At 55.4% G+C, this 15,398-nt stretch carries 14 protein-coding genes; 9 read left to right on the forward strand and 5 right to left on the reverse strand.

The window, feature by feature from the left end; all coding sequences use genetic code 11:
• Positions 1-106: 106 nt before the first annotated feature.
• Entirely contained in the window at positions 107-2,098 is a 1,992-nt protein-coding gene (gene tkt / locus C0560_RS17080) for a transketolase (RefSeq protein WP_248859131.1), read from the reverse strand.
• A 271-nt stretch (positions 2,099-2,369) separates the two neighbouring features.
• Between tkt and C0560_RS17085 the strand changes: the two genes are divergently transcribed.
• Entirely contained in the window at positions 2,370-3,128 is a 759-nt protein-coding gene (locus C0560_RS17085) for a M48 family metallopeptidase (protein ID WP_100779010.1), read from the forward strand.
• Between the two features lie 106 nt (positions 3,129-3,234).
• Here C0560_RS17085 and speB read toward each other — a convergent pair whose 3' ends face one another.
• From speB to yqgB, 3 genes are all read right to left on the reverse strand, one after another.
• The gene (speB, locus tag C0560_RS17090) at positions 3,235-4,155 is read right to left on the reverse strand and encodes an agmatinase (RefSeq protein WP_002434404.1); all 921 of its coding nucleotides are present in this window, start codon (positions 4,153-4,155) and stop codon (positions 3,235-3,237) included.
• Between the two features lie 185 nt (positions 4,156-4,340).
• Positions 4,341-6,317, reverse strand: coding sequence for a biosynthetic arginine decarboxylase (gene speA / locus C0560_RS17095; protein ID WP_248859132.1), 1,977 nt, complete (start codon positions 6,315-6,317; stop codon positions 4,341-4,343).
• Between the two features lie 8 nt (positions 6,318-6,325).
• On the reverse strand, positions 6,326-6,457 hold the full coding sequence (gene yqgB / locus C0560_RS17100) for an acid stress response protein YqgB (RefSeq protein WP_129035190.1): 132 nt from the start codon (positions 6,455-6,457) through the stop codon (positions 6,326-6,328).
• 663 nt (positions 6,458-7,120) lie between these two features.
• Here yqgB and metK point away from each other — a divergent pair.
• The 8 genes from metK (at position 7,121) to ruvX (ending at position 14,398) form a co-directional block, all read left to right on the forward strand.
• Positions 7,121-8,272, forward strand: coding sequence for a methionine adenosyltransferase (metK, locus tag C0560_RS17105; protein ID WP_102104710.1), 1,152 nt, complete (start codon positions 7,121-7,123; stop codon positions 8,270-8,272).
• A 438-nt stretch (positions 8,273-8,710) separates the two neighbouring features.
• Positions 8,711-10,108, forward strand: coding sequence for a sugar porter family MFS transporter (locus tag C0560_RS17110; RefSeq protein WP_123428556.1), 1,398 nt, complete (start codon positions 8,711-8,713; stop codon positions 10,106-10,108).
• A gap of 115 nt (positions 10,109-10,223) precedes the next feature.
• On the forward strand, positions 10,224-10,721 hold the full coding sequence (locus C0560_RS17115) for a SprT family zinc-dependent metalloprotease (protein ID WP_100779006.1): 498 nt from the start codon (positions 10,224-10,226) through the stop codon (positions 10,719-10,721).
• Positions 10,722-10,815: 94 nt separating this feature from the next.
• Positions 10,816-11,523 carry a deoxyribonuclease I gene (endA, locus tag C0560_RS17120; protein ID WP_248859133.1) on the forward strand — a complete coding sequence of 236 codons (708 nt, stop codon included), beginning with the start codon at positions 10,816-10,818 and terminating at the stop codon, positions 11,521-11,523.
• An 83-nt stretch (positions 11,524-11,606) separates the two neighbouring features.
• On the forward strand, positions 11,607-12,338 hold the full coding sequence (gene rsmE, locus C0560_RS17125) for a 16S rRNA (uracil(1498)-N(3))-methyltransferase (protein WP_181826826.1): 732 nt from the start codon (positions 11,607-11,609) through the stop codon (positions 12,336-12,338).
• Positions 12,339-12,358: 20 nt separating this feature from the next.
• Complete coding sequence (gene gshB / locus C0560_RS17130; RefSeq protein ID WP_100779003.1) at positions 12,359-13,306, forward strand: glutathione synthase; 948 nt, start codon at positions 12,359-12,361, stop codon at positions 13,304-13,306.
• A 115-nt stretch (positions 13,307-13,421) separates the two neighbouring features.
• Positions 13,422-13,982 carry a YqgE/AlgH family protein gene (locus tag C0560_RS17135; RefSeq protein WP_100779002.1) on the forward strand — a complete coding sequence of 187 codons (561 nt, stop codon included), beginning with the start codon at positions 13,422-13,424 and terminating at the stop codon, positions 13,980-13,982.
• Positions 13,982-14,398 carry a Holliday junction resolvase RuvX gene (gene ruvX, locus C0560_RS17140; protein ID WP_100779001.1) on the forward strand — a complete coding sequence of 139 codons (417 nt, stop codon included), beginning with the start codon at positions 13,982-13,984 and terminating at the stop codon, positions 14,396-14,398. Before C0560_RS17135 ends, ruvX begins: the two co-directional genes overlap by 1 nt.
• A gap of 5 nt (positions 14,399-14,403) precedes the next feature.
• Here ruvX and C0560_RS17145 read toward each other — a convergent pair whose 3' ends face one another.
• Positions 14,404-15,384 (reverse strand): type IV pilus twitching motility protein PilT, encoded by a 981-nt coding sequence (locus tag C0560_RS17145; protein WP_248859134.1) that lies wholly within the window; start codon positions 15,382-15,384, stop codon positions 14,404-14,406.
• Positions 15,385-15,398: the final 14 nt, after the last annotated feature.

The following is a 15,398-nucleotide window of genomic DNA, read 5'->3' on the forward strand; positions in this document are numbered from 1 at the left end:
CTCTTCCTTCGGCAGTTTTTCCCCATAAAAAAAACCAGGCGGTATTGCTACCCACCTGGTTTTTTATAGCGCCCGGCAAGACTCTCGCCGCCGGGCGTTTACGCAATTACAGCAGTTCTTTCGCTTTCGCGACTACGTTCTCAACGGTGAAGCCAAACTCTTCGAACAGCAGTTCTGCTGGTGCAGATTCGCCGAAGGTGGTCATACCGACGATGGCGCCGTTCAGGCCCACGTATTTGAACCAGTAGTCAGCGATACCGGCTTCCACAGCCACGCGCGCAGAAACGGCTTTCGGCAGTACGGATTCACGGTAAGCCGCATCCTGTTTGTCGAACGCGTCGGTAGACGGCATGGAGACCACGCGCGCTTTCACGCCTTCAGCAGACAGTTGATCCCACGCAGCTACCGCCAGCTCAACTTCAGAACCGGTTGCGATGATAATCAGCTGTGGCTGACCTGCGCAGTCTTTCAGCACGTAACCACCGCGAGCGATGTTAGCCAGCTGCTCTTCGGTACGATCCTGCTGTGCCAGGTTCTGACGAGAGAGAATCAGCGCGGTTGGACCGTCCTGACGCTCAACACCATATTTCCACGCTACCGCAGACTCAACCTGGTCACATGGACGCCATGTGGACATGTTCGGGGTCACGCGCAGAGAAGCCACCTGCTCAACCGGCTGGTGAGTCGGGCCATCTTCGCCCAGACCGATAGAGTCATGGGTATAGACCATTACCTGACGCTGTTTCATCAGCGCAGCCATACGCACGGCATTACGCGCATATTCTACGAACATCAGGAAGGTAGAGGTGTACGGCAGGAAACCACCGTGCAGAGAGATACCGTTCGCAATGGCGGTCATACCGAATTCACGCACACCGTAATGGATGTAGTTACCGGCGCTATCTTCGTTGATCGCTTTAGAACCAGACCAGATCGTCAGGTTAGACGGTGCCAGGTCAGCAGAGCCGCCGAGGAATTCTGGCAGCAGTGGACCGAAAGCTTCGATCGCATTCTGAGACGCTTTACGGCTGGCAATTTTAGCCGGGTTAGCTTGCAGCTTGGCGATGATCTCTTTCGCTTTCGCGTCGAAATCTTCCGGCATGTCACCTTTCATACGACGGGTGAATTCTGCCGCTTCCTGCGGGAAGGCTTTTGCGTAAGCTGCGAATTTCTCATTCCAGACGGACTCTTTCGCCTGGCCTGCTTCTTTGGCATCCCACTGAGCGTAAATCTCAGACGGAATTTCAAATGGCGCGTATTTCCAGCCCAGCTGTTCGCGGGTCAGTGCAATTTCTGCGTCGCCCAGCGGTGCGCCGTGGGAATCGTGAGTACCCGCTTTGTTTGGAGAACCGAAACCGATGATGGTTTTGCACATCAGCAGGGATGGTTTGTCAGTCACGGCACGCGCTTCTTCTACTGCACGTTTAATCGCGTCTGCATCGTGGCCGTCAACGCCACGCACAACGTGCCAGCCGTAGGCTTCGAAACGTTTTGCGGTGTCGTCAGTGAACCAGCCTTCAACGTGACCATCAATGGAGATGCCGTTGTCATCGTAGAACGCAACCAGTTTACCCAGTTTCAGAGTACCGGCCAGGGAGCACACTTCGTGAGAAATGCCTTCCATCATGCAGCCGTCGCCCATGAAAGCGTAGGTGAAGTGATCAACGATATCGTGACCTGGACGGTTGAACTGCGCCGCCAGCGTTTTCTCTGCAATCGCCATACCGACCGCATTCGCAATACCCTGACCCAGTGGACCGGTTGTGGTCTCAACGCCCGCGGTATAACCCACTTCCGGGTGACCTGGGGTTTTGGAGTGCAGCTGACGGAAGTTCTTCAGCTCTTCGATTGGCAGCGCATAACCCGTGAGGTGCAGCAGGCTGTAGATCAGCATAGAGCCGTGGCCGTTGGACAGCACGAAGCGGTCGCGGTCAGCCCAAGATGGGTTCTGCGGGTTATGGTTCAGGAAATCACGCCACAGGACTTCGGCAATGTCAGCCATACCCATAGGGGCACCCGGGTGACCGGATTTGGCTTTCTGTACTGCGTCCATGCTCAGCGCACGAATAGCATTAGCAAGCTCTTTACGTGAGGACATTTTAACTCCAGATCGGACTGTTAAAGGCCGCGCCCTTGACGACAGCGCGTTTTGGGCTATGCCAGAAAAAAGTGCCAACAATGTAACCCAAGCGACAAAGCATGTACATGGAGCATTCTTTTGCCCTTTAAGAAATCTCTGGATCACGCTCGCATGTTGCGCAATCTACTCGCCCGGGGCTCCAGATATTCCTTATACTTAGCGCGACTGCGGCTTCGCTGCCGGAGCATTTTTCAGACTTTTTTCAGTTAACGAGTACGGAAGCAACATCATGAAAATGCGTGCAATAGTGCTGGCCCTGGGTACGACGCTCCTGCTGAGCGGTTGTCAGAATATGGATTCAAACGGTCTGATGAGCTCTGGCGCAGAAGCCTTCCAGGCTTATTCTCTGAGCGATGCGCAGGTCGTCGCGCTGAGCGACCAGGCGTGTAAAGAGATGGACGGAAAAGCGACCATCGCACCGGCCAGTAGCACTTACGCGCAGCGTCTGAACAAGATTGCCGCCGCGCTGGGCGATAACATCAATGGCCAGGCAGTGAATTACAAAGTCTATATGGCAAAAGACGTGAACGCGTTTGCGATGGCGAACGGCTGTATCCGCGTTTACAGCGGGCTGATGGACATGATGACGGACAACGAAGTCGAAGCGGTGATCGGCCATGAAATGGGCCACGTCGCACTCGGCCACGTGAAGAAAGGTATGCAGGTGGCGCTCGGCACCAATGCCGTGCGTGCGGCAGCTGCCTCTGCAGGCGGTATCGTTGGCAGTCTGTCCCAATCCCAGCTGGGTGACGTGGGTGAAAAACTGGTTAACTCCCAGTTCTCCCAACGTCAGGAGTCAGAAGCGGATGACTACTCCTACGATCTGTTGCGCAAACGCGGAATCAATCCGTCAGGCTTAGCCACCAGCTTTGAGAAACTGGCAAAACTGGAAGAAGGCCGTCAAAGCTCAATGTTTGACGATCACCCGGCGTCCGCAGAGCGTGCGCAGCATATCCGCGATCGCATGGCGGCAGACGGAATCAAATAATCCCCTTCAGAAAAGCCAGTAACGACACGGGCAGCGCACCGTCACCCGGGAGTACGTGAGGGTGACGGGCACTGCCCGGTTTAAAATGGCGAGTCAAACAGCCCGATTACTCGCCTTTTTTGGCTGCCTGAATGTACAGCATTTCCAGCGCCAGTGTTGCAGCGGCCAGAGCCGTGATTTCAGACTGATCATACGCTGGCGCCACTTCTACCACGTCCATCCCCACGATATTCAGGTCTTTCAGACCGCGAACCAGTTTGATCGCACGGTCAGACGTCAGGCCGCCAATGACCGGCGTACCGGTGCCCGGTGCAAACGCGGGGTCCAGGCAGTCGATATCAAAGGTCAGGTAGACAGGCATGTCGCCGACAATCTGCTTCACCTGCGCGATGATGTCGTCCACGCCGCGATCGTTCACCTGGCAGGCGTCCAGCACGGTGAAGCCGTTGTCTTTGTCGAATTCAGTACGGATACCGATCTGCACAGAGTGATTTGGATCGATCAGGCCTTCGTTCGGCGCGGTGTAGAACATGGTGCCATGGTCAAACTCGCAGCCGTTCGCGTAGGTGTCCGTGTGGGCATCGAAATGCACCAGTGCCATTTTTCCGAAATGTTTCGCGTGCGCGCGCAGCAGCGGCAGCGTCACAAAGTGGTCACCGCCGAAGGAGAGCATGCGCTTACCGGCAGCCAGCAGTTTTTCTGCGTGCGCCTGCAGTTTTTCGCTCATTTCACGTGCGTCGCCGAAGGCATACACCAGATCGCCGCAGTCGACGACGTTCAGGCGCTCACGCATATCGAAGTTCCACGGGAAACGGTTGTGCTCCCAGGCCAGGTTGGTAGAGACCTGACGAATGGCCGCCGGACCGTGACGGCCACCGGCACGACCGGAGGTTGCCATATCAAACGGAACGCCGGTGATTACCCAGTCAGCGTCGCTGTCGTACGGCTGGAAGTTCATCGGAAGACGTAAAAAACCAAACGCGTTAGATACCAGAGAGTTGTCGTACTGATGACCTAAAGTGCTCATGTCCTGACCTCATGTAGAGTCGATGCATTAAAAATAGATGAAAAAAAATCCCCTCCGCGTCGTTAAACCCGACGAGGAAGGGATTGATTCGGAAACTGCATGTTGGTGCGAATTATCGCCGTTAATTCGTACAGGTTCAAGTATCCCGTAGGCCCGGTAAGCGCAGCGCCACCGGGCATTAACGGTTACTCGTCTTCCAGATAGGTGTACCCGTACAGACCGGCTTCAAACTCTTCCAGGAACTGTTGCTGCAGCGCAGCGTCCAGATCGGTGTTTTTCACCTGATCGCGGAACTGAGTCAGCAGTTTTTTCGGATCCAGCTGTACGTACTCCAGCATATCCGCCACGGTGTCGCCCTCGTCGGAAAGCTCCACTTCCACGTTGCCGTCAGGGAAGACAAACACGTCAACCGCTTCGGTATCACCGAACAGGTTGTGCATGTTGCCTAAAATTTCCTGATACGCACCGACCATAAAGAAGCCCAGCATTGGCGGGTTCTCAGGATCGTACTCCGGCATTGGCATGGTGGTGGCAATCCCGTCGCCGTCCACGTAGTGATCGATAGCGCCGTCGGAATCACAGGTGATATCCAGCAGCACTGCGCGACGTTCCGGCGCATGATTCAGCCCTTCCAGCGGCAGTACCGGGAACAGCTGATCGATACCCCAGGCATCCGGCATCGACTGGAACAGCGAGAAGTTGACGTAAATCTTATCCGCCATACGTTCCTGCAGTTCGTCGATAATCGGACGGTGCGCACGGTTGCTCGGGTCGAGCTGTTTCTGCACTTCGTGGCACATATTCAGATACAGCTGTTCTGCCCACGCGCGTTCCTGCAGGCTAAAGGTGCCTGATGAATAGCCGACGTGAATATCGTGCAGATCCATCTGGCTGTCGTGCAGCCATTCACGCAGAGAGCGACGGGTGCCCGGCTCATGCATCTCCTGCCAGGTTTCCCACATGTTTTGCAGAGCACGCGGCGCATCGTCCTGCGGTGGTGTCGCATCCGTATTCTCGCTGCGTTCAACACCGATGATATTGGAAACCAGCACCGTATGGTGCGCGGTTACCGCACGGCCAGACTCGGTGATCACCGTTGGATGCGGCAAACCGTTCTCTTCACAGGCATCACCAATCGCCCAGATAATATTGTTCGCGTACTCGTTCAGACCGTAGTTCACGGAGCAGTCAGACTGCGAGCGCGTTCCTTCGTAGTCCACACCCAGACCGCCGCCGACATCGAAGCACTCAATGTTGACGCCAAGCTTATGCAGCTCGACATAGAAGCGAGCCGATTCACGTACGCCCGTGGCGATATCGCGAATATTGGCCATCTGCGAACCGAGGTGGAAGTGCAGAAGCTGGATACTGTCCAGGCGACCGCGTTCGCGCAGCATTTCCACCAGCTGCAGAACCTGACCCGCCGCCAGACCGAATTTGGATTTTTCGCCGCCGGAGGACTGCCATTTACCGGAGCCTTGCGAAGCCAGACGCGCACGCACGCCCAGGCGCGGCACCACGTTCAGACGCTCGGCCTCTTCCAGCACAATCGCGATTTCCGTCATCTTCTCGATAACCAGATAGACCTTGTGGCCCATCTTCTCGCCAATCAGCGCCAGACGAATGTATTCACGGTCTTTATAACCGTTACAGACGATCACCGAGCGCGTCATACCGGCGTGCGCCAGTACCGCCATCAGTTCCGCTTTAGAACCGGCTTCCAGACCCAGTGGTTCACCGGAATGGATTAGCGATTCAATGACACGACGGTGCTGGTTTACCTTGATTGGATAGACCAGGAAGTAGTCGCCCTTGTATCCATAAGACTCACGCGCGCGCTTGAACGCCGCATTAATGGAGCGCAAACGGTGTTGCAGGATCTGCGGGAAGCAGAACAGTGCAGGCAGACGTTGCCCTTGCGCTTCGCGCGCTTTCACCAGTTTGGCAAGATCCACGCGAGCTTCCGGTACGTCAGGATCAGGGCAAACGCTGATATGGCCCAGTTCGTTGACGTCGTAGTAGTTATTACCCCACCAGGCAATATTGTATGTGCGCAGCATCTTGCTGGCCTCTTCGGAGCTCATCGCAACCTCCTGCATAGAACGTAGTACACCCTGTCCGCCCGCTGACGAAGGCGAAACCGAAGACATGTCGTCAGACATAGCGAACCTCAACTCTTTGTATTAAGTGTAAAACAGTTGACTACTATCGCAGTGTCACACCGCGATAACAACCCATAAACGGCCCCGCATTCCAGCAGAGTGTGCTGAAATTCAGACCGTGCGACCGGTTTCTTATTCATATCATTGTAAAACACGTAACCGAACTCTGTATGACAAGGTTCGGCGAAACCACGAGATAACTCCTGAATTAACAAGAGCGCCCTTGTTCAGTTTTCACAAAGCGGATGGCCGGCCCTGGAATCCTGAGAAGCACCGAAATGGGTATAACATCGGCAGGTTTGCAGATTAGAAATGCGAGTTGCGGGAAACAGACGCACGCCAGAACAGCGTAACTGAGTTAGCGGAAAACGAGAGTTCATTATCGGGTATCACCTCCACGGCCGCCTTCAGAAGACGAACCTCAAGCCAAAGCTAAGTGTTCACTGCTCAACCCGGCTGGAAGTGGCGACACGATGAAATCATCGAGCGCTTTTTTGTATGAGCCGCGCGCCGCGTTTTATACCCACATCACTCCCAAAATGCAAAGTATAAATGCGCGCCTTGCCAGCCCCGTCAGGAAAAATTTCCACCTGCGTTTTCAGCACAGTGAGACCTTAGTCAAAAAAAACTGGAAATCGGGCGAAGAAGTGACCTAAAATAGCCGTCCAGATGTTAATCCATCTATACTGATTAACACTCAGACTGCCGGTGTCATTTACCTGCCGGTCTTGGTAGAATCGTCTTCTACGGCCATTCCGCACAGCAGTTTGAGCTTACCAAATTATCCTTAGGTGAAATAAAACATGGCAAAACACCTGTTTACGTCCGAGTCTGTATCAGAAGGGCATCCTGATAAAATCGCTGACCAAATCTCCGATGCAGTGCTGGATGCGATCCTGGAGCAGGATCCTAAAGCGCGCGTGGCGTGCGAAACCTATGTCAAAACGGGCATGGTTCTGGTAGGTGGTGAGATCACCACCAGTGCATGGGTTGATATCGAAGAGATCACCCGTAACACCGTGCGTGAAATCGGCTACGTGCATTCTGATATGGGCTTTGATGCCAACTCTTGCGCCGTATTAAGCGCTATTGGCAAACAGTCCCCGGACATCAATCAGGGCGTCGATCGTACCGATCCGCTTGAGCAAGGTGCTGGCGACCAGGGCCTGATGTTTGGCTACGCGACCAACGAAACCGACGTGCTGATGCCTGCACCCATCACTTACGCGCACCGTCTGGTGCAGCGTCAGGCTGAAGTGCGTAAAAACGGCGCGCTGCCGTGGCTGCGCCCGGATGCAAAAAGCCAGATCACTTTCCAGTATGACGACGGCAAAATCGTCGGTATCGACGCGGTCGTACTGTCGACTCAGCACTCCGAAGACGTTTCGCTGAAAACGCTGCAGGAAGCGGTCATGGAAGAGATCATCAAGCCGGTTCTGCCTGCAGAATGGCTGAATGCCTCCACCAAGTACCACATCAACCCAACGGGCCGTTTTGTTATCGGTGGCCCAATGGGCGACTGCGGTCTGACCGGTCGTAAGATTATCGTTGATACCTACGGCGGCATGGCTCGTCACGGTGGCGGTGCGTTCTCCGGTAAAGATCCGTCTAAAGTTGACCGTTCTGCTGCGTACGCTGCACGTTATGTGGCGAAAAACATCGTGGCTGCGGGCCTGGCAGATCGTTGTGAAATTCAGGTTTCCTACGCAATCGGCGTGGCTGAACCTACCTCCATCATGGTTGAAACGTTCGGTACCGAGAAGATCTCTACCGAACAGCTGACCCTGCTGGTGCGCGAGTTCTTCGACCTGCGTCCATACGGCCTGATTCAGATGCTGGATCTGCTGCACCCAATCTACAAAGAAACCGCTGCATACGGTCACTTTGGTCGCGAACATTTCCCATGGGAAAAAACCGACAAAGCCGCCCTGCTGCGTGACGCTGCCGGTCTGTAATTAGCGACTGATAGCGTTCTTAAAGGCCAGCCTCGTGCTGGCCTTTTGCATTTCTGCTCCCGGGATTTTGCCCGCCCGCGCTTCACTTTTGTGAGCTACATTTCTTTAACGCCCTGCACGCGTGAGATATCGCCGCCACCCGGCAAACCACTCGTACTGAAACCGCTTACACCACGCCATAAAAGCACTTCTTTCAGAATAATCTCTTTGCATGTTCTGCCTTCATCTGCTGTTACATTTCATTTCAGTTAAGTCTGAAACTGCGTTAAACGGGATGCACATCAACAGAATTAACACTATATTTTCAGAGCTTTAATAAAACTGACAGTTATAAGTGAGTGTAACCGATTACACCAATGTGAGTAGCGTCACATATTTTTACGCCGTACTAACCTACCCTTTACATCGATAAAACTGATAACCCAACTGGAGGGCATAATGCCTGACAATAATAAACAGGGGCGTACGTCCAACAAGGCGATGACATTCTTTGTCTGCTTCCTCGCAGCCCTGGCAGGACTTCTTTTCGGCCTGGATATCGGCGTCATTGCCGGTGCTTTACCCTTCATCACCGATGAATTCCAGATCAGCCCACATACCCAGGAATGGGTGGTGAGCTCCATGATGTTCGGCGCTGCCGTCGGTGCTGTCGGCAGCGGCTGGCTCTCCTACCGTCTCGGACGTAAAAAGAGCCTGATGATCGGCGCGATTCTGTTTGTCGCCGGTTCACTCTGCTCCGCCGCCGCACCTAACGTCGAAGTGCTGATCATCTCCCGCGTACTGCTCGGTCTGGCGGTTGGCGTGGCGTCGTACACTGCCCCGCTGTATCTGTCTGAAATCGCGCCAGAGAAAATTCGCGGCAGCATGATCTCCATGTATCAGCTGATGATCACCATCGGTATTCTTGGCGCGTACCTTTCCGATACGGCCTTCAGCTACAGCGGCGCATGGCGCTGGATGCTGGGCGTGATTATCATCCCGGCAATTTTGCTGCTGATCGGTGTCTTCTTCCTGCCGGACAGCCCGCGCTGGTACGCCGCGAAACGTCGCTTCCATGATGCGGAACGCGTGCTGATGCGCCTGCGTGATACCAGTGCTGAAGCCAAAAACGAGCTTGATGAGATCCGCGAAAGCCTGAAGGTCAAACAGACCGGCTGGGCGCTGTTTAAAGAGAACAGCAACTTCCGTCGCGCGGTGTTCCTCGGCGTGCTGTTACAGGTGATGCAGCAGTTCACCGGGATGAACGTCATCATGTACTACGCGCCAAAAATCTTTGAGCTGGCCGGGTATACCAACACCACCGAGCAGATGTGGGGGACCGTGATCGTCGGTCTGACCAACGTGCTGGCGACCTTTATCGCAATCGGTCTGGTTGACCGCTGGGGCCGTAAGCCAACGCTGACCTTAGGTTTCCTGGTGATGGCTATCGGAATGGGCGTGCTGGGGACCATGATGCATATGGGCATTCACTCCGCGACCGCGCAGTACTTTGCCGTCGCGATGCTGCTGATGTTTATCGTCGGTTTTGCGATGAGTGCCGGTCCGCTGATTTGGGTGCTGTGTTCCGAAATCCAGCCGCTGAAAGGGCGTGATTTTGGTATCACCTGCTCAACGGCAACGAACTGGATTGCCAACATGATCGTCGGCGCAACGTTCCTGACTATGCTGAATACCCTCGGCAATGCCAATACCTTCTGGGTATACGGCGGTCTGAACCTGCTCTTTATTGTTCTGACACTGTGGCTGGTTCCGGAAACCAAACACGTCTCTCTGGAACATATCGAACGCAACCTGATGAAAGGCCGTCCACTGCGTGAGATTGGGGCGCAGAACTAAGATTATTGTGGCCTGATGCCCTCCCCCATCACACGGGGAGAGGGTTATACACGAAAAGCCTTCTCCACCGGAGAAGGCTTTACTGTTTATATCCACCGCATTATCCTCTGGCCCTATGAAAACCCCACGTCTTCCCATCGCCCTCCAGCAAGCCGTTATGCGCGCATTGCGGGATAAACTCGCGCAGGCCAACCTGAAGCTCGGGCGAAATTACCCTGAACCTAAACTGGTCTATCAGCAGCGCGGGACGTCGGCGGGCACCGCCTGGCTGGAATCCTACGAGATCCGTCTCAATCCGGTGCTGATGATGGAAAACCAGCAGGCGTTTATCGACGAAGTTGTCCCTCATGAGCTGGCGCATCTGCTGGTGTGGAAACACTTTGGCCGCGTGGCACCACACGGCAAAGAGTGGAAATGGATGATGGAAGCCGTGCTGGGTGTTCCCGCCCGCCGTACGCACCAGTTTGAGCTGGAATCGGTGCGGCGAAATACCTTCCCCTACCGCTGCCAGTGCCAGCAGCACCAGCTGACCGTTCGCAGACATAATCGTGTGGTACGCGGCGAGGCCATCTACCGCTGCGTAAAATGCGGCGAGCCGCTGGTCGCAGAATAATCAATTGAACAATCAGGAACTTTCCTGATCTGACTGATTGCATACTGGAACATCTTTCGCTACGTTGCGGGCTCGTTTTGACACGGAGTTTGAGATGTCCCGTCACTATTCTTTCGCTGTTGCCTTTCTGGCGACGGTGTTTGCAGGCCCTGCGCTGGCCGAAGGTATTAACAGTTTTTCCCAGGCCAAAGCCGCAGGCGTCAAAGTGAACGCCGACGCGCCGGGTGATTTCTACTGCGGATGTAAAATTAACTGGCAGGGCAAAAAAGGGGTCGTTGACCTCGAATCCTGCGGCTACAAAGTGCGTAAAAATGAAAACCGCGCCAACCGTATCGAATGGGAACACGTGGTGCCGGCCTGGCAGTTCGGCCATCAGCGCCAGTGCTGGCAGGATGGCGGGCGTAAAAACTGCGCTAAAGATCCCGTCTATCGCCAGATTGAAAGTGATATGCACAACCTGCAGCCCGCCGTGGGCGAGGTCAACGGCGACCGCGCCAACTTCATGTACAGCCAGTGGAACGGCGGCGAAGGTCAGTACGGCCAGTGCACAATGAAAGTCGATTTCAAAGAGAAAGTGGCCGAGCCGCCAGCCCGCGCGCGCGGCAGTATCGCCCGCACCTACTTCTATATGCGCGATCGCTACGACCTGAACCTCTCCCGTCAGCAAACCCAGCTTTTTAACGCCTGGGATAAGCTGTATCCGGTCACCGACTGGGAGTGTGAGCGCGATAACCGCATCGCCAAAGTCCAGGGGAATCACAACCCGTACGTGCAGCGGGCTTGCCAGGCGCAAAAGAGCTAACCTACACTAGCGGCAATTGCTATTTTACCCCTCACTTCGCCCACTCCCGTCGGGAGTGGGAAGTTTTAGATGGAATACTGACTATGCGCATCCCTCGCATCTATCACCCTGAACCGATCACAGCAGGCCACGAAATTGCCCTCTCCGACGAAGCCGCGAACCATGTAGGCCGCGTATTGCGCATGGGCGCGGGCCAGGCCGTGCAGCTTTTCGACGGCAGCAACCAGGTGTTCGACGCCGAAATCACTCGCGCCGATAAAAAGAGTGTGCAGGTGAATGTGTTGCGAGGCGAAGTGGATGACCGGGAGTCCCCGCTGCATATTCATCTGGGCCAGGTGATGTCGCGCGGTGAAAAAATGGAATTCACCATTCAGAAATCGATCGAACTGGGTGTAAGCCTCATTACGCCACTTTTTTCTGAGCGCTGTGGCGTTAAACTGGATGCTGAACGTCTGAACAAAAAGATTCAGCAATGGCAGAAAATCGCCATCGCCGCGTGCGAACAGTGCGGCCGCAACCGCATTCCGACGATCCGCCCGCCGATGGATTTAGAGGCGTGGTGTGCCGAACAAGAGAGCGGCATAAAGCTTAATCTTCACCCGCGCGCCAGCGCCAGCATCAATACGCTGCCGCTGCCGGTGGAAAGCGTTCGACTGCTGATCGGCCCGGAAGGTGGGTTGTCGGCAGACGAAATTGCCATGACCGCACGTTATGAATTTACTGATATTCTGTTGGGACCTCGCGTTCTACGTACTGAGACGACTGCACTCACAGCCATCACTGCACTCCAGGTGCGTTTTGGCGATCTGGGTTGAAGCATTAACGGAGAAGAACAATGATCAAGCTCGGCATCGTGATGGACCCCATCGCAAGCATTAACATCAAGAAAGATTCCAGCTTCGCTATGCTGCTGGAAGCACAGCGTCGCGGCTACCAGCTTCATTACATGGAGATGGCCGATCTGTACCTGAATAATGGTGAAGCCCGCGCGCGGACGCGCATCGTGAACGTCGAGCAAAATTACGATAAATGGTACGAGTTCGGCTCTGAGCAGGATATTCCCCTCGCCGAACTCGATGTGATCCTGATGCGTAAAGATCCCCCGTTCGACACTGAATTCATCTACTGCACCTATATTCTTGAGCGCGCAGAAGAGAAAGGCACGCTGATTGTTAACAAACCGCAGAGCCTGCGCGACTGTAACGAGAAGCTCTATACCGCCTGGTTCTCTGACCTGACGCCAGAAACGCTTGTCACCCGTAACAAAGCACAGCTGAAAGCTTTCTGGCAGAAACATGGCGACATCATTCTGAAGCCGCTGGACGGAATGGGCGGTGCGTCGATCTTCCGCGTGAAAGAAGGCGATCCGAACCTCGGCGTTATTGCGGAAACCCTGACCGAGCACGGCACCCGCTACTGCATGGCGCAAAACTATATTCCGGCTATTGTGGACGGCGATAAACGCGTGCTGGTCGTTGATGGCGAGCCGGTACCTTACTGTCTGGCGCGTATCCCGCAGGGCGGCGAAACGCGTGGCAATCTGGCAGCCGGTGGCCGTGGCGAGCCGCGCCCGCTGACGGAAAGCGACTGGGAAATCGCGCGCCGCGTCGGCCCGATGCTGAAGGCCAAAGGGCTGATTTTCGTCGGTCTGGATATCATTGGCGACCGCCTGACGGAAGTGAACGTCACCAGCCCGACCTGTATCCGCGAAATCGAAGCCGAGTTCCCGGTCTCGATCACCGGTATGCTGATGGACGCGATTGAAAAACGTCTGAAGCAGTAACGCTCTCGCACATGCCGCCTCATCCACCTGCGGCGAAGTCAATAGTGACAAGGCCCAGCTTTCTCCGCATACTGGGCCTTGTCGCTTTTTAAACCAGGAATCAGAACCTCTGACAATGAATTTACAGCATCACTTTCTTATTGCCATGCCTGCTCTCCAGGACCCGATTTTCCGTCGAGCTGTCGTGTATATCTGTGAATACAGCGAAGACGGCGCAATGGGGATTATCATCAACAAACCGCTGGAAAACCTGCAAATCGAGGGCATTCTTGAGAAGCTCAAGATCACGCCTGAAGAGCGTGCCCCGGAAATCCGCCTTGATAAGCCGGTGATGCTCGGTGGCCCGCTGGCAGAAGATCGCGGCTTTATTTTGCATACGCCTCCGGGTTTCTCCTCCAGCATTCGCGTTTCCGATAATACGGTGATCACCACTTCGCGCGACGTTCTGGAAACCCTCGGCACGCACAATCAGCCTTCCGAAGTGCTGGTCGCGCTGGGCTACTCCTCCTGGGAGAAAGGCCAGCTTGAGCAGGAAATTCTCGATAACGCGTGGCTCACGGCCCCGGCGGATCTGAATATTCTGTTTAAAACCCCGATCGCCGATCGCTGGCGGGAAGCGGCAAAACTCATTGGTATCGACATCCAGACCATGCCTGGTGTGGCGGGGCACGCATAATGAGCGGAACGCTTCTCTCCTTTGATTTCGGCACCCGAAGTATCGGCGTGGCGATTGGTCAGCGCATTACCGGCACGGCACGCCCGTTAACGGCGATCAAAGCTCAGGACGGTACGCCCGACTGGGCCATTATCGAGCGCCTGCTGAAAGAGTGGCAGCCCGAAGCCGTCATCGTTGGGCTACCGCTCAACATGGACGGCACCGAGCAGCCGCTCACCGCCCGTGCGCGCAAGTTTGCAAATAAGATCCATGGCCGCTTTGGCGTCGTCGTTAAGCTGCACGATGAACGTCTGAGCACCGTTGAAGCCCGCGCAGGTCTGTTTGAGCATGGCGGATTCCGCGCGCTGAACAAAGGCAGCGTCGATTCTGCTTCGGCGGTGATTATTCTCGAAAGCTACTTCGAGCAAGGGTTTTAATTTCGCTAAAGCCTTCCCTGCGCTCTGCGCTCTGCAAGGCTTTGGTCGAAATTCTGCATACCCGCCTGCTGCCCGGTCTGGATCACACCGGGCAACTGCCAGGTTTTCCCTTCGCGGATAAGATTGGCCGACGCCGGTGTGTTCACCAGCATCTCAAACAGCGCTACGCGCCCGCCCTGAAGGTCCCGTACCAGTTTTTGTGCCAGCACCGCACGCAGGCTTCCTGCCAGTTGGTTTCGCACCGGATCTTTCTCTTCTGCCGGAAAGGTGTCCACCAGCCGTTCAATGGCCTGAGCCGCCCCGCGCGTGTGCAGCGTCGCCAGCACCAGATGCCCGGTCTCGGCGGCCGTGAGCGCCAGGCGGATCGTTTCGCTATCGCGCAGTTCACCCAACAAAATGACATCCGGGTCTTCACGCAGCGCCGCCCGCAGCGCCTGAGCAAATGACGGGCAGTGCAGGCCAATTTCCCGCTGCTGAATCAGGCACCGCTGGCTTTGATAGACGTACTCCACCGGATCTTCCAGCGTCAGAATATGGCCGTCGGAATGGTGGTTGAGATAATCCACCATCGCCGCAAGCGTTGTGGATTTGCCGCTGCCGGTGGCCCCCGTCACCAGAATCAGGCCATTGTCACTGGAGAGCAGGTCGGGAATGACGCGCGGCGCGCCAAGCGTTGAGAGCTGCGGGCACTCCTCCGGCAGAAGTCTCAGCGTCAGCGAGACGCCATGGTTATGCACAAACGCGCTGGCACGCAGACGCTTGCCACTGAGCAAGGTCACCGCGAAATCCACGTGTCCATTTGCCCACCAGACGCCCTGCTGTTCGTCATTCAGCCATGTTTTTAACAGCTGCGCGACATCAGGTGGAGGAAAGGGCGCCGGCTCGAGTTTGCCTAATCTACGCCAGCGCGGTGGCGAATCGCTGCACAGGTGTAGATCCGAGACATTATGCTTTACACTAAGGGCCACAATTTCTTCCATATCCATACAACCATCCTCGG

This window comes from Lelliottia sp. AC1 (genome assembly GCF_023278595.1).
Taxonomy (GTDB): domain Bacteria; phylum Pseudomonadota; class Gammaproteobacteria; order Enterobacterales; family Enterobacteriaceae; genus Enterobacter; species Enterobacter nimipressuralis.